Origin of the sequence: Burkholderia sp. Bp8994 (assembly GCF_003853805.1) — a bacterium.
In the GTDB taxonomy this organism is placed as follows: domain Bacteria; phylum Pseudomonadota; class Gammaproteobacteria; order Burkholderiales; family Burkholderiaceae; genus Burkholderia.
Genome location: NZ_QTQH01000025.1, coordinates 50,183 through 74,100, shown reverse-complemented (window position 1 = coordinate 74,100; position 23,918 = coordinate 50,183). Strand labels below are relative to the sequence as shown.

General features: G+C 69.1%; 16 protein-coding genes. 8 read left to right on the top strand and 8 right to left on the bottom strand.

Annotation, left to right across the window (positions count from 1 at the left end):
• The first annotated feature begins 96 nt into the window (after positions 1-96).
• Positions 97-906: a helix-turn-helix transcriptional regulator gene (locus DIE04_RS25350; protein WP_044847729.1), complete on the top strand. Its 810-nt coding sequence runs from the start codon at positions 97-99 to the stop codon at positions 904-906.
• A gap of 6 nt (positions 907-912) precedes the next feature.
• On the opposite strand, the gene DIE04_RS25345 is transcribed toward DIE04_RS25350, so the two are convergent.
• Positions 913-1,908, bottom strand: a complete 996-nt coding sequence (locus tag DIE04_RS25345) for a spore coat U domain-containing protein (protein ID WP_124521564.1) — start codon at positions 1,906-1,908, stop codon at positions 913-915.
• Positions 1,909-2,207: 299 nt separating this feature from the next.
• Here DIE04_RS25345 and DIE04_RS25340 point away from each other — a divergent pair, with 299 nt between their 5' ends.
• The 5 genes from DIE04_RS25340 (at position 2,208) to DIE04_RS25320 (ending at position 8,190) form a co-directional block, all read left to right on the top strand.
• On the top strand, positions 2,208-2,744 hold the full coding sequence (locus DIE04_RS25340; RefSeq protein ID WP_124521563.1) for a spore coat U domain-containing protein: 537 nt from the start codon (positions 2,208-2,210) through the stop codon (positions 2,742-2,744).
• A gap of 6 nt (positions 2,745-2,750) precedes the next feature.
• On the top strand, positions 2,751-3,464 hold the full coding sequence (locus DIE04_RS25335) for a molecular chaperone (protein ID WP_124521561.1): 714 nt from the start codon (positions 2,751-2,753) through the stop codon (positions 3,462-3,464).
• A gap of 24 nt (positions 3,465-3,488) precedes the next feature.
• The gene (locus tag DIE04_RS25330; RefSeq protein ID WP_124521559.1) at positions 3,489-5,876 is read left to right on the top strand and encodes a fimbria/pilus outer membrane usher protein; all 2,388 of its coding nucleotides are present in this window, start codon (positions 3,489-3,491) and stop codon (positions 5,874-5,876) included.
• Positions 5,877-5,987: 111 nt separating this feature from the next.
• A complete protein-coding gene (argH, locus tag DIE04_RS25325) occupies positions 5,988-7,397 on the top strand; it encodes an argininosuccinate lyase (protein ID WP_044847728.1) in 1,410 nt (469 codons plus the stop codon).
• Positions 7,398-7,506: 109 nt separating this feature from the next.
• The gene (locus tag DIE04_RS25320; RefSeq protein ID WP_124521557.1) at positions 7,507-8,190 is read left to right on the top strand and encodes an HAD family phosphatase; all 684 of its coding nucleotides are present in this window, start codon (positions 7,507-7,509) and stop codon (positions 8,188-8,190) included.
• An 87-nt stretch (positions 8,191-8,277) separates the two neighbouring features.
• On the opposite strand, the gene DIE04_RS25315 is transcribed toward DIE04_RS25320, so the two are convergent.
• From DIE04_RS25315 to apbC, 5 genes are all read right to left on the bottom strand, one after another.
• Positions 8,278-9,120, bottom strand: a complete 843-nt coding sequence (locus tag DIE04_RS25315; protein WP_124521555.1) for a lysozyme inhibitor LprI family protein — start codon at positions 9,118-9,120, stop codon at positions 8,278-8,280.
• On the bottom strand, positions 9,120-11,399 hold the full coding sequence (locus tag DIE04_RS25310; protein ID WP_044847725.1) for an arginine/lysine/ornithine decarboxylase: 2,280 nt from the start codon (positions 11,397-11,399) through the stop codon (positions 9,120-9,122). Before DIE04_RS25310 ends, DIE04_RS25315 begins: the two co-directional genes overlap by 1 nt.
• An 81-nt stretch (positions 11,400-11,480) precedes the next feature.
• Entirely contained in the window at positions 11,481-12,050 is a 570-nt protein-coding gene (gene dcd, locus DIE04_RS25305; RefSeq protein ID WP_006398615.1) for a dCTP deaminase, read from the bottom strand.
• A gap of 193 nt (positions 12,051-12,243) precedes the next feature.
• Entirely contained in the window at positions 12,244-12,780 is a 537-nt protein-coding gene (gene sodC / locus DIE04_RS25300) for a superoxide dismutase [Cu-Zn] (protein WP_044847724.1), read from the bottom strand.
• A 133-nt stretch (positions 12,781-12,913) separates the two neighbouring features.
• Positions 12,914-14,005, bottom strand: a complete 1,092-nt coding sequence (apbC, locus tag DIE04_RS25295; protein ID WP_124521553.1) for an iron-sulfur cluster carrier protein ApbC — start codon at positions 14,003-14,005, stop codon at positions 12,914-12,916.
• A 352-nt stretch (positions 14,006-14,357) separates the two neighbouring features.
• Here apbC and DIE04_RS25290 point away from each other — a divergent pair, with 352 nt between their 5' ends.
• Complete coding sequence (locus DIE04_RS25290) at positions 14,358-14,999, top strand: OmpA family protein (RefSeq protein ID WP_044847722.1); 642 nt, start codon at positions 14,358-14,360, stop codon at positions 14,997-14,999.
• A gap of 376 nt (positions 15,000-15,375) precedes the next feature.
• On the top strand, positions 15,376-17,538 hold the full coding sequence (metG, locus tag DIE04_RS25280; protein WP_044847721.1) for a methionine--tRNA ligase: 2,163 nt from the start codon (positions 15,376-15,378) through the stop codon (positions 17,536-17,538).
• 195 nt (positions 17,539-17,733) lie between these two features.
• Here metG and DIE04_RS25275 read toward each other — a convergent pair whose 3' ends face one another.
• Both DIE04_RS25275 and DIE04_RS25270 read right to left on the bottom strand, forming a co-directional pair.
• Positions 17,734-21,819: a translocation/assembly module TamB domain-containing protein gene (locus DIE04_RS25275; RefSeq protein ID WP_124521551.1), complete on the bottom strand. Its 4,086-nt coding sequence runs from the start codon at positions 21,817-21,819 to the stop codon at positions 17,734-17,736.
• 28 nt (positions 21,820-21,847) lie between these two features.
• Entirely contained in the window at positions 21,848-23,674 is a 1,827-nt protein-coding gene (locus DIE04_RS25270) for an autotransporter assembly complex family protein (protein ID WP_124521611.1), read from the bottom strand.
• Positions 23,675-23,918: the final 244 nt, after the last annotated feature.

Below are 23,918 nucleotides of genomic sequence, written 5' to 3'. Positions count from 1 at the left end.
CGCTTGTACCAGTACAAGTTAAGCAGTTATTCTGGTATTTGTTACACCTGCCTGATCCTTGCCGCGCACTCAGCGCCCCTTTTCAGCCGTTTCCGCATGAACCAGCCGTCGTCCGCCCCCACCCCGCCCCTCGATGCGACGCCCGCCCGCGCGCTCGGCGAATTCATCCGCGCACACCGCGAGCGGCTGTCGCCGCAGGCCGTCGGCCTGCCGCCCGGCCCGCGCCGCCGCACGCCGGGGCTGCGGCGCGAGGAAGTCGCGCAGCTGTGCGGCGTCAGCCCGACCTGGTACACGTGGATCGAGCAGGGCCGCCCGGTGTCGGCGTCGGCCGACGCGCTCGCGCGGATCGCCGTCGCACTGCAGTTGTCGAAAGCCGAACGCGCGTACCTGTTCGAACTGGCCGCACAGCGCGATCCGGCCGAGCCCGACGTCGCGGCCGGCGACTTGCCGCCGACGCTCGCCGCCACCGTCGCCGCGATCGCCACGCCGGCGTACGTGCTCGACCGGCAATGGAACGCGCTCGCATGGAACGCGCCGGCCGCCGCGCTATTCACGGGCTGGCTCGACGACGAGCACGACCGCAACCTGCTGCGCTTCACGTTCATGGCGCCGGCCGCGCGCACGCTGATCGTCGACTGGGAAACCCGCGCGCGCCGGCTCGCGGCCGAATTCCGCGCCGACTCGATCCGCCACCTCGCCGATGCGCCGACCCGCGCGCTGATCGACGCGCTGATGGCCGGCAGCGATGCCTTCGCGCAGTACTGGGCGTCGCAGGACGTGTTCGAGCGCGAAGGCGGCCTGCGCGAATTCGACCATCCGGCCGACGGCCGCCTCGTGTACCAGCAGATCACGCTGAAACCCGCGCACCGCGAGGACCTGAAGCTGGTCGTGCTCGTGCGCGATTGACGCGGCTCAGAAGCTGATCGTCGCGGTGATGGTGTCGCTGTAGTTGCCGGGTGCCGGTGTCGCCTGTGCAGGTACGCGGCCGTATATCGCGATCGCCTGCTCGAATCCGCTGCCGGTTCCGGTCGCCATCGTCGTGCCGCCGGTGCCGTCGCCCCACGGCTGCGTGTGGCCGCTGTCCTGATAGAGCTGATAGGCGACCGAGCCGCCGCCCGTGCGCTGCATCGTCCGAGCGGTGACACTGCCGCTGGCGCCGCCGTTCAACGCGATCTGGAATGCATCGCCGTTCGTGCACCGCGCACTGATCGAGCCGCTCGCGGTCAGCGCCGACGCCAGCACGCCCGACGCCGGAAACGCAACGCCGGTCGCGCTGATGATGCAGTTGTTGATGACGGTGGCCGTGGCCGTAACGGTCATCGTGCCGGCCGTCGACTGCGACGCGCACGGCGTCGGCAGCACGCCGAGCAGCGAAAAACTGTAGCTGTAGGCGGCCTGGTTGCCGCTGAAACTCTGCGAATAGACCGTGCTGGCATTGTTCACGGTCGGCACGGTGGGCTGGTTCGACGCAATGCGGCCATAGATGGTCACGTTCGTACTGGCGGACGTGCCGAGCAGCGGCTTCGTCAACGAGACGGATATCGGCGTCGTGCCGGTGCTGACGGCGCCCCAGGGCTGCGAATAGCCCGCGTCCTGATACAGGTCGTACTGCATCTGGTTCGCCCCGTTGCTCAGGTAGCGCGGGCTCGTGCCGCCGAGATTCACGCATACGAGCACGCCGGTGTTCAGGCTCAGCACGTCCCACGTGCAACTCACGGTCATCGTGCTGTTGGTCGTATAGGCCTGTTGCGTAATCGGGCTGACCGAGCCGAAGCTCGGCACCGGCGGCGTCACCGAACACGTGTCCGCGCGAGCCGGCAGCCACGGCATGCCGAGCAGCGCGGCCAGCAACAGGCACGATAGCGCGCGCATCCAGCGGCGCGCCGTGTCGACTCCTTGATCCGCCATGCATTCCCCCGAAATTGCCCGCCCGTTCGATCCGGCTTCCAGCCCGGGCAGCGCCCCCATGGTATCCGTCCGCGCAGCGATCATTCGCATTGTTGCTTGATCCATGTCAAAAGCGCCGATGGCATTCCGCGAGGAACCGCGGACAATGCGCTCCGGATCGGCGTTTTCTCCAATGCGCGCGACCGAGTCCGTGGAGTAGTCTTGCACCAACGACAGAGCGGTAACGGCGACCGGCGACAGACCACGCGGCAGGCACTCCGCGGCCGGGCGACCCCATTAAACGGCAGGAGACAATCATAATGAACGATTCCCGACGTCGTGTTCTTTCAGCCATGCTCGCGGCCACCTTCGCATTCGCGCCCGCGCTGCAGCCCGTCACCGTTGCCGCAGTCTATTCGAACGGCACCGCCACCGCCCAGTTCAACGTCACGCTCACGATCCAGGCCAACTGCGCAATCGCCGCGAACCCGCTTGCATTCGGCACGTCCGGCGTGCTCACGTCGGCACTCAACCAGCAGACCACGGTCTCCGTCACCTGCTCGAACTCGACGCCATACAACATCGGACTCGACGCCGGCTCGGTCAGCGGCTCGACGGTCGCCAGCCGGCTGATGGGCGGGACGACGAGCGGCAATACCGGCACGACGGTCGGCTACCAGCTCTACCAGGACTCGAGCCACACGACGATCTGGGGCAACACGCAAGGCACCGACACGGTCGGCGGCACCGGCAACGGTTCCGCGCAGATACTGAGCGTGTATGGACAGGTGCCGACGCAAGCGACGCCGAAGCCCGACACCTACCAGGCCACCGTCACGGCCACCGTGTATTTCTGACGCGCCGTGGCACCGTTCTCGCGCGCCTTGGCCGCGCTGTGCGTGGCGTCGGCGTCCGCGGCCGCCTGCGGCGCCACGCTGCAGATCATGCCCGTGACGATCGAGCTGCCGCCGTCGGCCGCCGCCGCGAGCATGACGCTCAGCAATCCGGGCGGACAGCCGATCTACGGCCAGGTCCGCGCCTATCGCTGGACGCAGGAAAACGGCGACGACGTGATGACGCCGACCGATGCGCTCGCCGCCTCGCCGCCGCTGTTGCAAATCGGCGCGAACGCCGAGCAGTTGATCCGGCTCGTACGCACGGGGCGCGGCGCGCCGGCCGCCGAGGAAAGCTATCGCGTATTGATCGACGAACTGCCGTCGCCCGGTACGCCGGTCGAGAACGGCATCACGATCCGGCTGCGCTATTCGGTGCCCGTATTCGTCGAGCCCGAAGGCACCCGGGCAGCGCCGCGCCTCGACTGGCGCGTCGAGCGCGACGGGTCCGGCACGCGGCTCGCGGTCGCCAACCGCGGCGAACGCCGTGCGCAGATTGCCGCGGTTCGGCTCGTCGACGCGCGCGGCACCGTGCACGACGTCACGCGCGGCCTGCTCGGCTACGCGCTCGCGGGCAGCACGCGACGCTGGCCGCTCAAGCTGGATGCGGGCGCGGCGGGATTCGTCAGGATCCAGGCGACCGTCAACGCGCAGCCGGTCGAGGCCCGGCTGACATCGCCCTGATCCACGCCGGAGGATCGCACGACGTTGCCCGTTCCGACGACGAGCACGGCCCTCCGGGCTGCCTGCCCCGCGCGACATGCCCGGCCCGCCGCTGCTGCGCTTTCGCTGGCGTTTTCACTTGCACTCACGCTGGCCGTGCACGCAGGTGCCGGATGCGCACAGACGGCGCCGCAGGCGGCACCGGCAGCCGCCCCCGCGCCTGCTCAGGACACCCTGTTTCTCGACGTGTCGCTCAACGGTGAACCGACGCACCGGATCGCACGCTTCCAGCAAATCGACGGCCGGCTGTACGCGGCGTCCGCCGACCTGAACGACCTGGGCATCGCGACCGGCGACCGGGCGACCGCGCCGTCGAACACGCCCGTCGCGCTCGACACGCTCGCGGGGCTGCGCTACGACTACGACGCGGGCCGGCAGACGCTCGACCTGCGGGTGCCCGACGCGCTGCGCATCCCGCACACGTTCGATACGCGCGCGCTCGCGGCCGCGCCGCCCGCCACCTCCGGCCGCGGCTTCGTGCTGAACTACGACGCCTACGCGCAGACCGTCGCCCATGCGCCGCTCGCGGTCTGGAGCGAGGCGCGCTATTTCGATCCGGCCGGCGTGTTCAGCAGCACCGGCATCGCGTACCTGTACGACGACCGCCGGCGCTACGTGCGCTACGACACGTCGTGGAGCCACTCGAACCCCGGCACGCTCACGACGACCCAGATCGGCGACACGATTTCGTCGTCGTTGGCATGGACGCGCTCGCTGCGCCTCGGCGGCGTGCAGTGGCGCAGCAACTTCGGCCTGCGCCCCGACCTCGTCACGTTTCCGGTACCTGCGCTGTCCGGCAGCGCGGTCGTGCCGACCTCGGTCGACCTGTACGTGAACAACGTGCGCCAGTTCAGCGGCGACGTGCCGAGCGGGCCGTTCGTGATCAACAGCGTGCCCGGGATCACCGGCGCCGGCAACGCGACGGTCGTCACGCGCGACGCGCTCGGCCGCTCGATCGCGACGTCCATTCCGCTGTACGTCGATACGCGCCTGCTCGCGCCGGGCCTCGCCAGCTATTCGGCGGAAGCCGGGTTCCTGCGCCGCGCTTATGGCGACGATTCGTTCGACTATGCGCGCACACCGGCGGCGAGCGGCTCGCTGCGCTACGGCATCAGCGAGCGGCTGACCGTCGAGGCGCATGCGGAAGCGACGGCCGGCGTCTACAACGCAGGTGCCGGCGCGCTCGCGCGCCTCGGCGAACGCGGCGTGGCGAATGCGTCGCTCGCGGTCAGCGCCCCGGGCCGCGCGGGCGTGCAGGCCGGCGTCGGCTACCAGTACGTGACGCCGCGCTTCTCGATCGATGCGCAGACGCTGCGCGCCTTCGGCGACTACAGCGACCTCGGCAGCCGCGAAGGCGTGCCGGTCTCGCGCGCCACCGACCGCGTCACGATCTCGTTCCCGTTCCTGCGCGCGCAGACCCTGTCGTTCAGCTATCTCGCCCTCAAGTATCCCGGCGTCGCCGCGTCGCGCATCGGCTCGATCGCGTACCTGGTCAATCTCGGCGGGCTGACATCGATCACGTTCAGCGGCTTCCAGGACTTCCGGCAGCACGACGCACGCGGCTTCTTCGTGAGCCTGAGCGTCGGGCTCGACGGCAACACGTCGGTCTCGACGAACGCCGGACGGCAGAACGGCGATTCGACTTACACGCTGAACGCGACACGGCCGCCCGACTACGGCGGCGGCGGCGGCTGGAACGTGCAGGCGGGCGCCAACGCGGGCGTCCGCTACGCGCAGGGGCAACTGCAGTATCTCGGCCGCGCCGGCCAGGTCGCGCTGCTCGCGCAATCGTTCGACGGGCGCGGCAACGCGTCGGTCGACGTCACGGGCGCGCTCGTGCTGATGGACGGCCGGCTGATGACGGCGCGCCGCGTCGACGACGGTTTCGCGCTCGTCTCGACCGACACCGGGCGCGTCCCCGTGCTGCACCAGAACCGGCTGATCGGCGAGACGGACCGGGCCGGCTACCTGCTCGTGCCCGACCTGAATGCCTATCAGAGCAATCGCGTCGCGATCGACGGCACCGCGCTGCCCGCCGACGCACGGATCGCCGACACGACGCTCGACGTCGTGCCGCAGGCGCGCTCCGGCGTGCTCGCGCACTTCGCGGTGACCCGCTACAGCGCCGCGTCGATCGCGCTGCGCGCGCCGGACGGCACGCCGCTGCCGCCCGGGCTCGAGGTTCGCCACGTCGAAAGCGGCCAGCGCACGATCGTCGGCTATGACGGCCTGACCTTCGTCGACGGCCTCGTCGCGAACAATCACCTCGAAATCTCCGGCGACGGCCGCGGCTGCGCCGTCGCATTCGCGTATCGGCGCCCGGACGACGGCACGCTGCCGCGGATCGGACCGCTGACGTGCAGCCCCCCGTGAGCCGCGCCCGTTCGCGGCCGGCGCACGCGTCGGCCGCCCGCCCCACGAATGCTAGAATTGCGGGATTCCCTCGGCGGCGCACGCCGCCCAACTCCCCTTCGAAGAATCGCCATGACGTCCCAACTGCACAAAAAGGGCGAGGCCTGGTCGGCCCGCTTCTCGGAACCGATGTCGGAGCTGGTCAAGCGCTACACGTCGTCGGTGTTTTTCGACAAGCGCCTCGCGCTCGTCGACATCGCCGGCTCGCTCGCGCACGCGAGCATGCTCGCGGCGCAGAAGATCATCAGCGCCGACGACCTCGCCGCGATCGAACGCGGGATGACGCAGATCAAGGGCGAGATCGAGCGCGGCGAATTCGAATGGCAGCTGGATCTCGAGGACGTCCACCTGAACATCGAGGCGCGCCTCACCGCGCTGATCGGCGACGCCGGCAAGCGCCTGCACACGGGCCGCTCGCGCAACGACCAGGTCGCGACCGACATCCGTCTGTGGCTGCGTGGCGAGATCGACCGCATCGGCGGCCTCCTGAACGACCTGCGCGGCGCGCTGATCGACCTCGCGGAGCAGAACGCGGACACGATCATGCCGGGCTTCACGCACCTGCAGGTCGCGCAACCGGTCACGTTCGGCCACCACCTGCTCGCGTACGTCGAGATGTTCACGCGCGACGCCGAGCGCATGCGCGACTGCCGCACCCGCGTGAACCGCCTGCCGCTCGGCGCGGCCGCGCTCGCCGGCACCAGCTATCCGATCGACCGCCACGCGGTCGCGAAGACGCTCGGCTTCGACGGCATCTGCGCGAACTCGCTCGACGCGGTGTCGGATCGCGACTTCGCGATCGAATTCACGGCGGCATCCGCGCTCGTGATGACGCACGTGTCGCGCTTCTCCGAGGAACTCGTGCTGTGGATGAGCCCGCGCGTCGGCTTCATCGACATCGCCGACCGCTTCTGCACCGGCAGCTCGATCATGCCGCAGAAGAAGAACCCGGACGTGCCCGAGCTCGCGCGCGGCAAGACGGGCCGCGTGAACGGCCACCTGATGGCGCTCCTCACGCTGATGAAGGGCCAGCCGCTCGCGTACAACAAGGACAACCAGGAAGACAAGGAACCGCTGTTCGACACGGTCGACACCGTCGCCGACACGCTGCGGATCTTCGCCGAGATGGTCGCGGGCATCACCGTGAAGCCGGACGCGATGCGCGCGGCCGCGCTGCAGGGCTTCTCCACCGCCACCGACCTCGCCGACTACCTGGTGAAGCGCGGCCTGCCGTTCCGCGACGCGCACGAAGCCGTCGCGCACGCGGTGAAGATCTGCGACGACCGCGGGATCGATCTCGCCGACCTGACGCTCGACGAAATGAAGCAGGAGCTGCCGAACGTCGCGCACCTGATCGGCGACGACGTGTTCGGCTACCTGACGCTCGAAGGGTCGGTCGCGAGCCGCAACCACCCGGGCGGCACGGCCCCCGATCAGGTGCGTGCGGCGGTCAAGGCCGCGCGCGCCGCGCTCGGCAAGTAAGCACGCTGTCACGAGCGGACGCCTTCGGCGTCCGTTCTTCATTCGGGCGGCCGTCGCGCCGCCCGACGCCTTCCCCGCTGTTCCGTTTTCCCGTTTCCGGACACCGCCGATGACCTTCTCCGCCGCGCTCTTCGACATGGACGGCCTGCTCGTCGATTCCGAGCGGACCATCATGAACACGTGGATCGACGTGTCGAACGCGCACGGCGTCGTGCTGACCGAGATCGACTACCTGCAGATCGTCGGCCGCTCGTTCGCCGAAGGCCAGGTGATTCTCGCGCGGCTGATCGGCCATCCCGACACGTTCGACGCCGTGCGCATCCGCGTGCGCGAGCAACTCGCCGCGCCCGAACCCCATCCGAAGTTTCCGCTGAAGTCCGGCGCGCTGGCGTTGCTCGAGACGCTCGCGCAGGCCGGCATTCCGTGCGCGGTCGCGTCGTCGTCAGCGCGCGACGTGATCCGTGCGCGGCTCGACGCGGTCGGCGTACTGCCGTTCTTCCGCGCGATCGCGGGCGGCGACGAAGTCGCGCGCGGCAAGCCCGACCCGGCCGTGTACCGGCTCGCGGCCGAACGCCTCGGCGTGCCGGCACACGCGTGCGTCGCGTTCGAGGACAGCGATTTCGGCGCGCAATCGGCCGCCGGCGCCGGCGCATCGGTCGTCACCGTGCCCGACCTGAAGGCGCCGACGCCCGAGATCATCGCGCTGAGCCTGCACGTGCTCGCGTCGCTCGACGATGCGGTCGCGCTCGTGCCGTCGTGGTTCGGCCGGCTGGACACGCAGCAGCCCGCGTAAGCGCCACGCGGCGCGCCACATGCAAACGGGCACCCGCGGGTGCCCGTTTTGCGTTGCCGCGCCGGATGACCGGCATCGCGGCGATCCTCAGTCGTTGCCGGCCGTCTCCGACAGCCGCTTCATCGTCGCGATGCGCGCGCCGATCAGGTCGACGCGGCCGTCCTCGCCGACGAGCGGCGCAGTCGAATCGCGGAACGCCTCCCACGCGCGTTGCGCGCGCACGAGCGTCGCGGCCGAATGCGCAGGCATCTTGCGACGCAGCTTCTGGTAATAGCGGTTCAAGTCGAACAGCGCGTGCTCGCATGCGGCATCCTGCACGCACGGCCGCACGCGGCGGACCGCCGGATCGCGCGGCGCGTTCGCCGGCTTGCCGCCGGCTGCCGCGGCGGCGCTTGGCGCCGCGACCGCCGCGCCACGGGTACCGCCCTGCGCACCGCTCGTGGCCGCCACCGGCACGGCGGCAGGCGGCGGTGCATAACGGTCGGCCGCCGCGCGCAGCGCCAACGCGCGATCGCGCACCGGCTGCAGCTGCATGTCGGCGCTCGACATCGCGTACGACGTGCCGCGCGTCGTGTCGTACACGGCCTTCAGCAGATGAATTTCATCCTTGCGCCACGTGACCCAGCGGCGCTGGCTGTCCTGCCAGCCGCGCTTCGCGTCGGCCGGCGCGTCGTTCGACAGGCGCTGGTACGCGCCGTCCATCACCGCCTGCCACTGCTGCTGCGCTTCGCCCATGCACTGGATCTGGCCGGCCGTCGACGACCGGTCGCGCCGCGCGAGACACTGCCGCATCGCGACGTCGATCGGGTCGGCCGCCGCCACTTCCGCATGCGCGACGCTCAGCCCCGCCGGCCCTGCCGACCAGCTCGCCCAGGCGACGAGCGCGGCCAGCGCCGCGCGTATCGTCCGGATTCGTCCCTGCGTCGCCATCAGTCGCGCACGCAGTCGACGAAGTACTCGACGCGCCCGTTCACCTCTTCCGCGACGAGGCCGTGGATATCGGTGTGGAAGCCCGGGAAGCGTTCGTTGAAGTCGCGCGCGAACCGCAGGTAGTTCACGATCGTCTTGTTGAAGCGCTCGCCCGGGATCAGCAGCGGAATGCCTGGCGGGTACGGCGTGAGCAGAATGCTCGTCACGCGGCCTTCGAGCTCGTCGAGCGGCACGCGGTCGATCTTGCGGTGCGCGAGCTTCGCGAACGCGTCCGACGGCTTCATCGCCGGCTCCATGTCCGACAGGTACATCTCCGTCGTCAGGCGTGCGATGTCGTTCGCGCGGTACACGTCGTGGATCTGCGTGCACAGGTCGCGCAGGCCGACGCGCTCGTAACGCGGATGCTGCGCGACGAATTCCGGCAGCACGCGCCACAGCGGCTGGTTGTTGTCGTAGTCGTCCTTGAACTGCTGCAGCTCGGTCACCATCGAGTTCCAGCGGCCCTTCGTGATGCCGATCGTGAACATGATGAAGAACGAGTACAGGCCGGTCTTCTCGACGATGATGCCGTGCTCGGCCAGGTACTTCGTGACGATCGCGGCCGGAATGCCCGTCTCGCCGAACTCGCCGTCGACGTCGAGCCCCGGCGTGATGATCGTCGCCTTGATCGGGTCGAGCATGTTGAAGCCTTCCGCCAGCGGGCCGAAGCCGTGCCAGTGGTCGTTCGGCTTCAGCATCCAGTCGTCGCGCGAGCCGATGCCTTCTTCCGACAGGTCGTCCGGACCCCACACGCTGAAGAACCAGTCGTCGCCGTACTCGGCGTCGACCTTGCGCATCGCGCGGCGGAAGTCGATCGCCTCGGCGATCGATTCCTCGACGAGCGCGGTGCCGCCCGGCGGCTCCATCATCGCGGCCGCGACGTCGCACGACGCGATGATCGCGTACTGCGGGCTCGTCGACGTGTGCATCAGGTACGCCTCGTTGAAGCGATGCTTGTCGAACGTGCGGTTCTCCGAATCCTGCACGACGATCTGCGACGCCTGCGAGATGCCGGCGAGCAGCTTGTGCGTCGAGTGCGTCGCGAACACGAGCGCGCCCGTGCGCGGGCGGCCGTCGCCGATCGCGTGCATGTCGCGGTAGAAGTCGTGGAACGTCGCGTGCGGCAGCCACGCTTCGTCGAAGTGCAGCGTGTCGAGCAGGTCGCCGAGCAGGTCCTTGATCATCTCGACGTTGTAGACGACGCCGTCGTACGTGCTCTGCGTGATCGTCAGGATGCGCGGCTTCATGTCCGGGTTCTGGCGCATCGCCTCGCGCGCGAACGGGTTCGCCTCGATCTTCCGGCGGATGTTCTCCGGCTTGAATTCGTCGCGCGGGATCGGCCCGATGATGCCGAAGTGGTTGCGCGTCGGCGTGAGGAACACGGGAATCGCGCCCGTCATCGTGATCGCGTGCAGGATCGACTTGTGGCAGTTGCGGTCGACCAGCACGATGTCGCCGGGAGCGACCGTCGCGTGCCAGACGATCTTGTTCGACGTCGACGTGCCGTTGGTCACGAAGAACAGGTGGTCCGCGCTGAAGATGCGCGCCGCATTGCGCTCGGACGCCGCGACCGGGCCCGTGTGATCGAGCAGCTGGCCGAGTTCGTCGACCGCGTTGCAGACGTCGGCGCGCAGCATGTTCTCGCCGAAGAACTGGTGGAACATCTGGCCGAGCGGGTTCTTCAGGAACGCGACGCCGCCCGAGTGGCCCGGGCAGTGCCACGAGTACGAGCCTTCGTCCGCGTACTTCACCAGTTCCTTGAAGAACGGCGGCGCGAGCGAGTCGAGATAGACCTTCGCCTCGCGGATGATGTGGCGCGCGACGAACTCCGGCGTGTCCTCGAACATGTGGATGAAGCCATGCAGTTCGCGCAGGATGTCGTTCGGCAGATGCCGCGACGTGCGCGTCTCGCCGTACAGGAAGATCGGGATGTCCGCGTTGCGGCGGCGCACTTCGGTGACGAACGCGCGCAGCTCGATGATCGCGGTCGCGAGCTCGGGCAGTTCGCCGTCCGGGCCCGTTTCGCCGAGCATGAGTTCGTCGTCGTCGATCGACAGGATGAAGCACGACGCGCGGCTCGATTGCTGCGCGAACGACGTCAGATCGCCGTAGCTCGTGAGGCCGAGGACTTCGACGCCCTCCTTCTCGATCGCTTCGGCCAACGCCCGGATGCCGGAGCCCGAGATGTTCTCGGAGCGGAAATCTTCGTCGATGATGACGACGGGGAAACGAAACTTCATGGGCGATTCTCCAAAAAGAACGACCGCGGCGCGTCACGCGCAGCGGTCACCCGGAAACTGGTGAGACGTTATGCAACCAGATCAGGTTTTCGGCAGCGTGACACCGCGCTGACCCTGATACTTGCCGCCGCGATCGGCGTACGACACGTCGCACACTTCGTCGCTTTCGAAGAACAGCACCTGCGCGACACCTTCGTTCGCGTAGATCTTCGCGGGCAGCGGCGTGGTATTCGAGAATTCCAGCGTGACGTAGCCTTCCCACTCGGGTTCGAACGGCGTCACGTTGACGATGATCCCGCAGCGCGCGTAGGTCGACTTGCCGAGGCAGACGGTGAGCACGGTGCGCGGGATGCGGAAATATTCGACGGTGCGAGCCAGCGCGAACGAGTTCGGCGGGATGATGCACACGTCGCCCTTGAAATCGACAAACGAACCCTCGTCGAAGTTCTTCGGATCGACGATCGTCGAGTTGATGTTCGTGAAGATCTTGAATTCGTCCGCGCAGCGGATGTCGTAGCCGTAGCTCGACGTGCCGTAGCTGACGATCCGGCGACCGTCCTCGGACGCGCGGACCTGATCGGGCACGAACGGCTCGATCATCTTGTGTTCTTCGGCCATGCGCCGAATCCACTTGTCGGACTTGATGCTCATGCCAGCCTCCGCCGGGCCGTCCCAAGAAGGCTGGCCGTCCCCGCGGGGGACAGCGGACGAAGTGAGCGTTGGGGTCGTTTCATATCGGGGCGCCAGGAAACGCTGCGTGACAGTCAGGGAGGGTCGCTCGCGACGCGGCGACCCGGAAAGGCGCACATTTTACGCGATCATCGGCTCGCGTACGCGGCGGCCGTCAACGGATCACGCCACAGGCGAGCGCGGGTCCCGCGCCATGCTGCGGAAACGCCGGATCGCTCGGGTCGCGGTGGACCAGCGCCGCGCGGTTCAGCGCGGAGCGCACGCCGTCGAGGGCCAGATCGGGCGCGACGATGAAACCGGCCGCGACGCCGTTCGCATCCGCATGGATGTTGCCGAGATCGCCGGCGACCCGCGCGCCCGCGCGCAGCCGGTCGGCGGCCGGCGCGAACACCTGGCCGGCGCTCGAGCCGTCGCCCGCGTTGCAGTCGCCGCGCTCGTGCACCTGCAGCGCGTGATCGCTGTTCGGCGGCAGGCCGGCCAGGTTGTACGTGACCTGGACGCCATCCGGGCGTTCGACGAACGTCACCGCGCCGCGCGCCTGCGAGCCGACGGTCGGCTGCAACTGCGCGTCGGCACGCTTTTCGTGCGACGAGGAAAAAGAGGTACAGCCGGCCAGCAGGCCCAGCGCGGCGGCGGCCAGCAGCGCGCGCCGCGCGCGGCCGGCGCGCACGCCGTGATGTCGTTGGTTCATTCGATCCTCATGCCGGCTGGCGGCCATTTGACACGGCGGCCATGCCGGGCGGGTAAAGGGACCCGGGAAAAGTCGCCATGATACCGCGCCTCGCGGCGCCGTAAACAGCGTGAGGCCCCGCCCCGCAAGGGTTTTACGTATTTTGAACAACGATCGACGGGAACTTCGACGTCATGTCGCGTGCGCGCTCGGCGATCGCCAGCGCGACCCCGCGCGCGATGTCGCGATAGCGCCGCGCCAGCGCGCCGTCCGGTTCGGCCGCGACCGTCGGCGTGCCGCTGTCGGCGCGCTCGCGGATCGCGATGTCGAGCGGCAGGCTGCCGAGCACGGTCACGCCGTAGTCCTGCGCCATCCGCTCGGCACCGCCCGCGCCGAAGATGTGCTCTTCGTGGCCGCAGTTCGAGCACACGTGGATGCTCATGTTCTCGACGATACCGAGGATCGGAATCCCGACCTTCTCGAACATCTTCAGGCCCTTCTTCGCGTCGAGCAGCGCGATGTCCTGCGGGGTCGTGACGATCACGGCGCCGGTCACCGGCACGCGCTGCGCGAGCGTGAGCTGGATGTCGCCCGTGCCCGGCGGCATGTCGACGATCAGGTAGTCGAGCTCGCGCCAGTTGGTCTGTCGCAGCAGCTGCTCGAGCGCCGACGTCGCCATCGGGCCGCGCCACACCATCGGGTTGTCTTCCTCGATCAGGAAGCCGATCGAGTTCGCCTGCAGCCCGTGGCCGACCAGCGGGTTCATCGACTGGTTGTCGGGCGACTCGGGCCGCTGGCCGTGAATGCCGAGCATGGTCGGCAGCGACGGACCGTAGATGTCGGCGTCGAGAATGCCGACCGACGCGCCTTCCGCGGCGAGCGCGAGCGCGAGGTTGACGGCCGTCGTGCTCTTGCCGACGCCGCCCTTGCCCGACGCGACCGCGACGACGTTCTTCACGTTCGGCAGCAGCTTCACGCCGCGCTGCACCGTGTGCGCGACGATCTCCTGCGACACGGCGACGCGTGCGTCACGCACGCCCGGCACGGCCTTCAGCGCAGCGGCGATGCGCGCGCGCACGTCGTCGTGCTGGCTGCGCGCGGGATAGCCGAGCACCACGTCGACCGCCACGGCGTCGCCGTCGATCGCGACGTTGCGCACGCCCTTGTTCGCCGCGTAAGGACGGCCCGTATTGGGGTCGACGACAGCCGCCAATGCGGCGTCGACTTGTGCCCGGTCAATGCTCATCGAAACTCCGTGAAAACGTTTTTCTCTCGCGCAAACGTCAAGAAATATCAAATAACGCTGCGAAAATCGGGAAAAGTGAAAGAATCTGTTGCACGCCATTGCGCGAACGCGCGCGGCGGAGCAATCTTCGCGTGCGGCATGCTATGGGGCCAAATCGGCCACGAACCGCCTATATTGTAGAGGCTGACGCATCACCCTGTCCGGAACAGCCACGCTGGCGAACAGGGCATGCAGCCGCCTCGGCGGCTGCCGCGGGCACGGGCCTGCCCACCTTTTTCGGGCGTCCGTGCCGGGAGCCGTAACTGTTGTTTGTCGTCGTTGTCGACTCGTTCAACCAAGAGAGGAATTCAAGATGAACATGAAAATCGCGACTCGCCTGTCCGTCTTCGCCTTGGCCGGCGCACTGCTGGCAGGCTGCGCCACGCAGCAAGGCAACAACACGGCCGTCGGGACCGGCACGGGCGCAGCGCTCGGCGCAGGCATCGGCGCGCTGGCCGGCGGCGGCAAGGGCGCGGCGATCGGCGCGGGCGTCGGCGCACTGGTCGGCGGCGTGACGGGTTACAACTGGCAGGCGATCAAGAACAAGCTCGCGCCGTCGGCAGCCAAGACGGGCACGCAGGTGACCGAGCAGCCGGACGGCTCGCTGAAGCTGAACGTGCCGAGCTCGGTGACGTTCGCGACCAACCAGTACGCGATCACGCCGGCCTTCACGCCGCTGCTGAACGACCTGGCGACGACGCTGAACCAGAACCCGCAAGTGACGGCGTCGGTCGTCGGCTACACGGACAGCACGGGTTCGCAGCAGCTGAACCAGACGCTGTCGCAGAACCGTGCGCAGAGCGTCGTCAACGCGCTGGTGCAGCGTGGCGTCGCCGGCGGCCGCCTGGCGGCACAGGGCATGGGCCCGTCGAACCCGATCGCGGACAACGCGACCGAAGCCGGCCGCGCACAAAACCGCCGCGTCGAGATCTACCTGCGCGCGGCCCAGCAGTAAGCATCGTCGCGAGAGGAAACGGGGTCGCGCGCCGGGCGCGCGCCCCCGCCGCACAAGGCTTTCAGCGGGCTCCGTAACAAATCGAAAAAAATTTCGAACTTCTGTCGCGACCCGCGGTCTGTCTTTACGGTACGCGGCTGGCGCTGCCGGCGCGTCACCATTCTCCTCTTGTCGTTGTTGCTCCGGGGCCGAATTCGCCCCGGTTTTTTTTGCCCGGAATTCGCCTGCTGCATCGCAGCATCGCACCGCCGGGCACGCCGCCGCCGCGGCCCCGCCCCTTCCGGCGCCCGATCCACGGCGCCCACGCCGGCTGACCTGCGCGCGCCCCTGCTAGAATCGCAGTTTCCGTCGTTTCCGCCGTTCTTCTACAGACCCTATGTCCGCATCCGACCTCACTTCCGTGCAGGCTGCGGCGCCGCAAGGCAGCCGCCAGATCCTCGTTACGTCCGCACTGCCCTATGCCAACGGCCAGATCCACATCGGCCACCTGGTCGAGTACATCCAGACCGACATCTGGGTGCGGACGCTGCGAATGCACGGTCACGAGGTCTACTACATCGGCGCCGACGACACGCACGGCACGCCGGTCATGCTGCGCGCGGAGAAGGAAGGCCTGACGCCGAAGCAGCTGATCGAGCGCGTGTGGACCGAGCACAAGCGCGACTTCGACAGCTTCGGCGTGTCGTTCGACAACTTCTACTCGACCGACTCGGACGAGAACCGCGTGCTGAGCGAGAAGATCTACCTCGCGCTGAAGGAAAACGACCTGATCGCCGAGCGCGAGATCGAACAGGCGTACGACCCGGTCAAGGAAATGTTCCTGCCGGACCGCTTCATCAAGGGCGAATGCCCGAAGTGCCACGCGAAGGACCAGTACGGCGACAACTGCGAAGTGTGCGGTTCGACCTACCTGCCGACCGAACTGCTGAACCCGTACTCGGTCGTGTCCGGTGCGACGCCGGTGCGCAAGACCTCGACGCACTACTTCTTCCGCCTGTCCGATCCGCGCTGCGAGTCGTTCCTGCGCGAATGGGTCAGCGGACTCGCACAGCCCGAAGCGACCAACAAGATGCGTGAATGGCTCGGCGACGCCGGCGAGGCCAGGCTCGCCGACTGGGACATCTCGCGTGACGCGCCGTACTTCGGCTTCGAGATCCCGGGCGCGCCCGGCAAGTACTTCTACGTGTGGCTCGACGCGCCGGTCGGCTACTACGCGAGCTTCAAGAACCTGTGCGACCGCAACGGCATCGACTTCGATGCGTGGATCCGCCCGGGCACGAAGGCCGAGCAGTACCACTTCATCGGCAAGGACATCCTGTATTTCCACACGCTGTTCTGGCCGGCGATGCTCGAGTTCTCGGGCCATCGCACGCCGACCAACGTGTTCGCGCACGGCTTCCTGACGGTCGACGGCGCGAAGATGTCGAAGTCGCGCGGCACGTTCATCACCGCGCAGAGCTACATCGACACGGGCCTGAACCCGGAATGGCTGCGCTACTACTTCGCCGCGAAGCTGAACGCGACGATGGAAGACATCGACCTGAACCTCGACGATTTCCAGGCGCGCGTGAACAGCGACCTCGTCGGCAAGTACGTGAACATCGCGAGCCGCGCGGCCGGCTTCCTGCTCAAGCGTTTCGACGGCCGCGTGCAGGACAGCGCGATGAACCATCCGCTCGTCGCGACGCTGCGCGACGCGATTCCGGCGATCGCCGCGCACTACGAAGCGCGCGAATACAGCCGCGCGCTGCGCCAGACGATGGAGCTCGCGGACGAAGTGAACGCGTACGTCGACGGCGCGAAGCCGTGGGAACTCGCGAAGGATCCGGCCAACGCGGTCGCGCTGCACGAAACCTGCAGCGTGAGCCTCGAGGCGTTCCGCCTGCTGTCGCTCGCGCTGAAGCCGGTGATGCCGCGCGTGGCCGAAGCCGTCGAGGCCTTCTTCGGGATCGCGCCGCTCACGTGGGCCGACGCCGCGAAGCCGCTGTCGTCCGCGCAGCCGATCAAGGCGTACCAGCACCTGATGACGCGGGTCGATCCGAAGCAGATCGACGCGCTGCTCGCCGCGAACCGCGATTCGCTGCAGGCCGAGGCCGCCGGCGCCGCTGCCGCGGGAGCAACCGCCGCCAACGCCGCGAAGGACGCGAAAAACGCCAAGGCGAACGCGAAGGTGGCTGCGGCGAACGGCGCCGACGACGGTCCGATCTCGATCGACGATTTCGCGAAGATCGACCTGCGCATCGCGAAGATCGTCGCGTGCCAGGCCGTCGAGGGCTCCGACAAGCTGCTGCAGCTCACGCTCGACGTCGGCGAGGAAAAGACCCGCAACGTGTTCTCGGGCATCAAGTCCGCGTACCAGCCCGAGCAGCTCGTCGGCAAGCTGACGGTGATGGTTGCGAACCTCGCGCCGCGCAAGATGAAGTTCGGGCTGTCCGAAGGGATGGTGCTCGCCGCGTCGGCGGCCGACGAGAAGGCCGAGCCGGGCCTCTACATCCTCGAGCCGCACAGCGGCGCGAAGCCCGGCATGCGCGTTAAGTAAGCCGCACGCGCCGCTGCTTGCACAAGAAGCCCCGCACCACGTGCGGGGCTTTTTCATGGGCGGCCGCGAGCGGCGCCGCGGCCGGTGGTTGCAGGTCGGCGTGACGCTCGCCGCTACGCGGGCAGGCTTCGGCGCGTGCGCACGCGCGAACCGGAGCGCCGGCGCGCGTGGCCGACCGGCCAGGCGCCCGCTTCGTCACCGCTGGCCGAACCAGCGATCGAAACGCCGCGTGTAGTTCAGGTCGACGCCCTGGAACGTGCCGCCGTACGCGGACACCGACCAGAAGCGCGTCAGGTTGATCGTCGCCTTGAACGCGTTGCTCGCCGATTGCAGCCCTTGCTCGTAACCGAGCACGAAGCGCTCGTTGATTGCCTTCGAGATCTGCACGACCTGCGCATCGGTCAGGCCGACGTCGCTGCGGCCGATCGAGAATTCGTCGAGACCGATGCTCTGCGCGACGCGCTTGCCGGTCGCGCTGCCGAGCAGCCCGAGCGCGGCGGTCATCGCGTTCTGCTGACCGACGTTGTTGCCCTGGTCGGTGCCGTGCCCGAACAGCAGCCACGACAGCTTTTCGTTGTCGGTGACGTTCGGCTCGGACACGAGCTTGACCGTCGGCGACTGGATCGTGCCGGTGACCTGCACGCCAGCCTCGACCTCCTGGTTGCGCCGCATCGCGAGGATGTTCACGCCCGGATTCGACACCGGGCCGTTGAACGTGAAGAAGCCGTTCTCGACCGCGAGCTTGCGGCCGAACGACGTATACGTCGAGCCTTCCGTCACGCGCACGTTGCCGACCGCGCGCAGCGGCACGCCCGGCGCACTCATCACGGTGATCGTGCCGCGCAGGCCGAGATCCGCGCCGTGCCCCTTGAAGCGGAAGTTGTTGCCGAGCCCGATGTCGATGTTCGCGCGCGGCGCGAGCGACGGCGCCGGCTTGTCCTCGACCTTCTGCGGCTTCGCGACCGCCGTACCGGTCTGCACGTCGCCGCGCACCGTGCCGTCCGGGCGCACGATCACGACGTCGTCGGACAGGTGCGGCGCCGACTCCTCCGGCAGGTCGAACAGCGCGCGGTCGACGACGAACTTGCCGTCGATCGACAGTGCGCCGCGCGGCCCGTCGTTCGCGACGGTCGCCTTGCCCGACAGCGACAGCTTGCGATCCGGCGCCGCGAACAGCTCGAGCTTGTCCGCGACGATGCTCGCGGTCAGGTCGGGCGCCTCGCCGTCGAGACGCACGCGGCCGATCGCGCGCAGCGTTCCGTCGCCGCCGTGGAACTCGACCTGCTGGAATTCGACGAGGTTCTCCGCGAGCTTCACGCGCACGATGCCGTCCTTCAGCTGCACGCCCTGATCGACGAGCGTCGCGGACAGGTCGTCGCCGGTCAGCATCCCCGACACGTTCGGCTTCACCGGCGTGCCCGCGACCGTCAGCTTCAACGCCGCGCGCCCGCCGAGCAGGTAGCTCGGCCCGAACAGGTTGCCGGTCGCCTTCAGCGACGGAATGTCGGCGTCGATGCGGCCCGACAGCGGGCCGTCGTCGACGACGCCGAACACGCCGTCGCGCAGCGCGAACGGCACGGTGACGTTCGCGTCGAGCGTGCCGACCCGGTTCGCCTTCGCGAGCGCCACCACGTTGAGCCGGTTGCCGGGTGCAAAGCTCGCGCGCGCGGACAGGTCGGTCAGCCCGAGCGACGCAATACCGCGCCCGGTCTCGATCGTCACGTCGCCGCCGCGCCGCTTCACCTGCACGTAGCCCGTCGCGTTCGCGCCGAGCGAGAAATCCCAGTCGGCATCGAGCACGACGTCGGTGCGCACCGGCGGCCGCTGGCCCGTCAGTTCCTGGCGGATCTCGAGGAAACGGGCGACCGATGCATCGCGCACGGCACCTGCCGAGCGCATCTGGCCGTGGTCGAACACGAACGACTTCAGGTCGATCGCCGCGCCTTCGAGCGTGAGCCGCGTCGCGCCGAGCGTCACGCGGCCGGCGCCGGCCGACACCGCAAGCGGCGCCTGCAGCGCCACCGCCGGCGTGCCGCGGTTCGCGAGGCGCGTGACGGTGCCGTCCCAGCGCGTTCCGTCGCGGCTCTCGACCACGCCGCCGTTCGCCGCGAGCGTCAGGTCGATCACGCGGCCGCCGGCCGTCCCCATCGCCGACGCGTCGAGCGTGTGCTTCGCGCGCGTGCCGTCGAGGTTCGCGCGCAGCGATTTCAGTTGCAGCGAGCCGAGTGCGATGTCGGTCGCGTCGGCCGTGAATACGAGCGCGCCGTGCGCGCCGTCGCGGATGTCGGCGCGCCCCTGCGCGGCACCGATCCGGTTCGAGCCGACCACGACGTGCTGGGCCTTGTAGGTGGCCGTCACGTTCGGATGCGCGAAGCTGCCGGTCAGCTCGCCCTGCGCCTGCACGAGCCCCTGCACGCCGAAGCCGAGCCGGTCGAGCTCCGGTGCGTCGACGACGAAGCGCAGCCGGTCGCCCGGCGCGCCGAAACTGCCGCGCAGATCGACGTGGTTGCCCGCGATCGACAGCGTCGCATTGCTCGGCAGGATCCGCGAGCCGGCGAACTGCACGACGCCCGCGCCGGTCAGCGGCACGCCGTCGTACAGGCTGTCGCCGAGCTTGAAGGTCGCCTTCGTCGACACCTGCGGCGCGAACGCGCCGGATGCCGTCAGCGTGCCCGATACGCGCGTCTCGCCGCGCCTGGCCGGCGCCTTGGCCGCGGCGGCGGTTTTGGTCGCTGTTTTGGTCGCTGTTTTGGCCACTTTTGCCGCCGGCTTGCCGCTACCGGCCTTCGGCGCGCCCATCGCCGCGAGCAGCAGCGGATCGAACGCGGTCAGCGTCGCCTTCGCGTCGTAGCTCGAATGCGCATCGTGACGGAACACGCCGGTCAGGTCGATACGGCCCTTGCCCGCCGTCACGCGTGCATCGGTCAGCACCGTCTGCTGCGGCGTCAGCGCGACCTTCGCACGCGCGCCGAGCGCGAGCTTCGGATCGTTCAGGTCGAAATCGACGGTCGTCACGTCGCCGGCGAGCGTCACGCCGAGCGGCCCGCCCAGGCGCATCGGCCGCAACTCGGCAATGAAGGCGTTCAGGTCGAGATTCGCGACCTTCAGGTCGAAGCGGCCCTTGCCGCCCGTCAGCGTGCCGTTGCCGGTCACGCTGCCGTCGCGGATCAGTTTCAGCGCGAGGCCGTCGATTCGCTGCGCGTGCGCGTCGAGATGGACGGTCGCATGCGCGTCGACGACCGGCAGCAGGTGCTCGCCGAACGTGCCGGGCTTCGCGTTGACGATCGACACGGGGCCGGTCACCGCGAACCCCTTCGCCGGGGCAGTGCCGGCCGGCGCGGTCACGGGCGCCAGCTCCGCGCGCACCGCGAGATCGGCGGCCGGCGCGCCCGGCGCGATCGCCTGCGGGTTCACGTGATCGAACGCGAGCGACGCGCGCGTGAGCGGCACCGTGCCGAACGGCGCGGCCTCGACGTGCGCGCGGCCGTTCAGTTTCATCCCGCTCGCGGTCACGTCGGCGACGAGCGCTTCGAGCGAACCCGATACGTTCGCGCTCGCGTTGACCGCTTCGTTGGCCAGCTTGCCCACGTAGGTCGCGTTGCCCGTCAGCGCGAACGGCTTCGCGCCGTCGAGCTTCGCGCGCGCGGTCAGCGCGCCGTACGGCGTGTCGACGCCATCGAGCGCGAGTTCATGGTGACGGCCGTCGCTGCGGCCGTTCAGCGCGAGATGGTCGAGCTGCGTCGTCGAGCCGCCTTCGTGGATCGCCAGGTGGTCGACACGCAGGTCGTCGATCCGCAACTGCAGCGGCAGGCTCAGGTCCTGCGGCGTCGCGGCCGGCTTCGACGGCCCCGGCACGATCCGCACGTCGACCGTGCCCGCGCGCAGGTAAGCGACCGACAGCCGCCACGGCGCGCGGGTCAGCACCCAGCGGCCCTCGAGCCGGTCGATCCGCACTTCGGTGCTCGTGCCGCCGGGGCTCGTCCATGCGAAGCCGCGCAGCCGCACGCCGGTCGCGAGCGCGCCGCCGTCCAGCGTGCCCGCCAGCCGGCCGCCGAGTACGCGCACGGCCGTCTGCCACGCGAGCCGCGTGCCGCGCTCGGTCGTCGCCGCGGCCAGCACGAGCCCGGCCGCCAGCACGACGAGCAGCACGGCCGTCACGAGCGTCCACGCGACGATCCGGCCCGCACGCCCGCGCCGCGGCCCGCGCGGCGGCGCACCGGGCGCGCGCTCGGGCGAGTCCGGATCGTTCGGCGGCGGCGTGTCGTTCGGGTCCTTCGTCATGCGGTTCGTCGTGGCTCGTGCAACAAGGTCAGAAGGCGATGCCGAGCGTCAGGTACGGGCGCACGCTGTGGTTGCGCAGTCCGTACGCGACGTCGACGTTGATCGGGCCGACGGGGCTGCGCCAGCGCGCGCCGATGCCGACGCCCGGGTAGAACACGCGCTCGCCCCACGCATCGGTCGCGGTGCCGATGTCGAAGAAGGTCGCGGCGCCCCAGTCGCGGTTGAACCAGTGCTGGTATTCGGCGGTGCCCGTCATCAGGTACTTGGTCGGCAGCACGGAGCCGGCGACGCTGTTGCCGATGCTCTGGTAACCGTAGCCGCGCACCGAGTTCGAGCCGCCCGCGCGGAACAGCAGCGATGCCGGCACGCCGGTCGAGCTGCCGCTCGTGAACACGCCGCCGAGCTCCGCGCGGAACACGAACAGGTCGCGCTTGCCGATCGGCACGTACTGCTGGCCGCGCGCGTAACCGCGGATGAAGGTCTGGTCGGTCAACACGCCCTTGATCGCGAAGCCGGCCTCCGCGTGGATCAGGTTGCCCGAGCGCGGGAACAGCGGATCGTCGACGTTGCGGCGCGTCCATGCCCACTGCGGCACCAGCGCGCGGCTCGTGGTCGGGCCGGCGCCGTTCTGGTCGAGCCGGTCCTGGTAGAACATCAGCGAGTACGCGTAGTCGATGAACTGGCCGGTGCGCGTGCGCTGCACGCCGACCCGCGCGCTGTAGATGCGCGTGTCCGACACGTTGGTGTTCGTGTACGACGCGAGCACGCTGTTGGTCCACCCTTTCGCGCCGGGCGGCATCGACAGCTGGACCTGGCCGTACTGCTGGATCTGGTCGAGCCGGCCCGACACGGTGAACGGCCACGCGGCGCCGAACGTGTCGAGATACGTGTAGGAGCCCTGCACGTGCGGGCCCGTATCGGTCGCGTAGCCGACGCCGCCGCGAATGTTGTTGTACGGGAACTCGCTGACCTTCACGTGCACGGGCGTACGCTCGGGCTTCGACGTATCGTCGCCGACGTCGATCGCGACGCTCGCGTAGTACGGCGTGTTCTGCAGTTGCCGCTGCAGCTCGGTGATCCGCTGCACGTCGTAGATCTCGCCTTCCGACAGCGGATTGACGTTCGTGACGATCTTCTCCGGGTAGCGGCGCACGCCATCGACATCGACCTTGCCGATCGTGAATGTCGGGCCGCTGTCGAACGTGACGGCCAGCGTCGCGCGCTGCGTGCGCGGGTCGATGCGCGCCTCCGACGACGCGATCTTCGCGCCCAGGTAGCGGCGCGCCTGCAATTGCCTGAGCGCCGCGCCCTTCGCGACGTCCCAGTCCGATTGCGTGAACGGGTCGCCCGGCTTCAGCGAAAACGCGAAGCGGGTCGCGGCCTCCTGCTTCGGATCCTCGGTGCCGACCGGGCCCTTGAACGTCAGGTCGACCGTCGACACGACGGTCTGCGGCCCCGGATCGACGGCGACGCGCACGTCCCGCTTGCCGTCGCGCGTGCGCACGTCGGTGCGCACGACCGGCGAAAAATAGCCGGCCGTCGCGGTCAGGTCGCGCACCTGCTGCGGTGTCGCGGTCACGAGGAAGTCGAACTGGTCGTCGCTGATGTCGTCGCGCTTCGCGAAGCGCGCGATGTCGAGATGGGCCTTGAGGAGCTTGCGGATCGAGCGCGGCGCGTCGATGTCGACGTCGTACTTCGCGTAGGCCGGCAGCACGACGAACGCGGCGAGACAGCCGACGAGGGCTGCCCGGGCCGCCGCACCGGCGCCGCGCCGTGCGCGACGACCGGGGTGTCGGGCCGCGCGCGGGCTCGTCTCATGCGTCGTGTGTGCTTGCTGGTTCGCGTGACCCGCCAAATATGACCTCACCCTCGGTTGTCGTGATTCCGTGGAAAACCCTGTATTTGACCACAAGGCGGCGGCCCTGCCCGCGCGGGCCCCGCTTTGACGCTTGCGCGCAACGACGCGCGCACGGGCGCGGCCGGCCGCGCCGCGGGCACCGGCCAGCGGATTCGACGCGCGATTGCCGCCGGCTGTTCCCCGCGATGCGGTAAAATCCCGCCATCGCGAATCCGGCGCATCGTGCGCCGCCCGAAACGGA

Bases quoted from the DNA above. Each gene is read 5' to 3' on its own strand.
- DIE04_RS25340 (WP_124521563.1), top strand. From the start codon at position 2,208: ATGAACGATTCCCGACGTCGTGTTCTTTCAGCCATGCTCGCGGCCACC.
- apbC (WP_124521553.1), bottom strand. From the start codon at position 14,005: ATGAGCATTGACCGGGCACAAGTCGACGCCGCATTGGCGGCTGTCGTC.
- DIE04_RS25275 (WP_124521551.1), bottom strand. From the start codon at position 21,819: ATGACGAAGGACCCGAACGACACGCCGCCGCCGAACGATCCGGACTCG.
- DIE04_RS25350 (WP_044847729.1), top strand. From the start codon at position 97: ATGAACCAGCCGTCGTCCGCCCCCACCCCGCCCCTCGATGCGACGCCC.
- dcd (WP_006398615.1), bottom strand. From the start codon at position 12,050: ATGAGCATCAAGTCCGACAAGTGGATTCGGCGCATGGCCGAAGAACAC.
- sodC (WP_044847724.1), bottom strand. From the start codon at position 12,780: ATGAACCAACGACATCACGGCGTGCGCGCCGGCCGCGCGCGGCGCGCG.
- metG (WP_044847721.1), top strand. From the start codon at position 15,376: ATGTCCGCATCCGACCTCACTTCCGTGCAGGCTGCGGCGCCGCAAGGC.
- DIE04_RS25320 (WP_124521557.1), top strand. From the start codon at position 7,507: ATGACCTTCTCCGCCGCGCTCTTCGACATGGACGGCCTGCTCGTCGAT.
- DIE04_RS25310 (WP_044847725.1), bottom strand. From the start codon at position 11,399: ATGAAGTTTCGTTTCCCCGTCGTCATCATCGACGAAGATTTCCGCTCC.
- DIE04_RS25315 (WP_124521555.1), bottom strand. From the start codon at position 9,120: ATGGCGACGCAGGGACGAATCCGGACGATACGCGCGGCGCTGGCCGCG.
- DIE04_RS25345 (WP_124521564.1), bottom strand. From the start codon at position 1,908: ATGGCGGATCAAGGAGTCGACACGGCGCGCCGCTGGATGCGCGCGCTA.
- DIE04_RS25290 (WP_044847722.1), top strand. From the start codon at position 14,358: ATGAACATGAAAATCGCGACTCGCCTGTCCGTCTTCGCCTTGGCCGGC.
- argH (WP_044847728.1), top strand. From the start codon at position 5,988: ATGACGTCCCAACTGCACAAAAAGGGCGAGGCCTGGTCGGCCCGCTTC.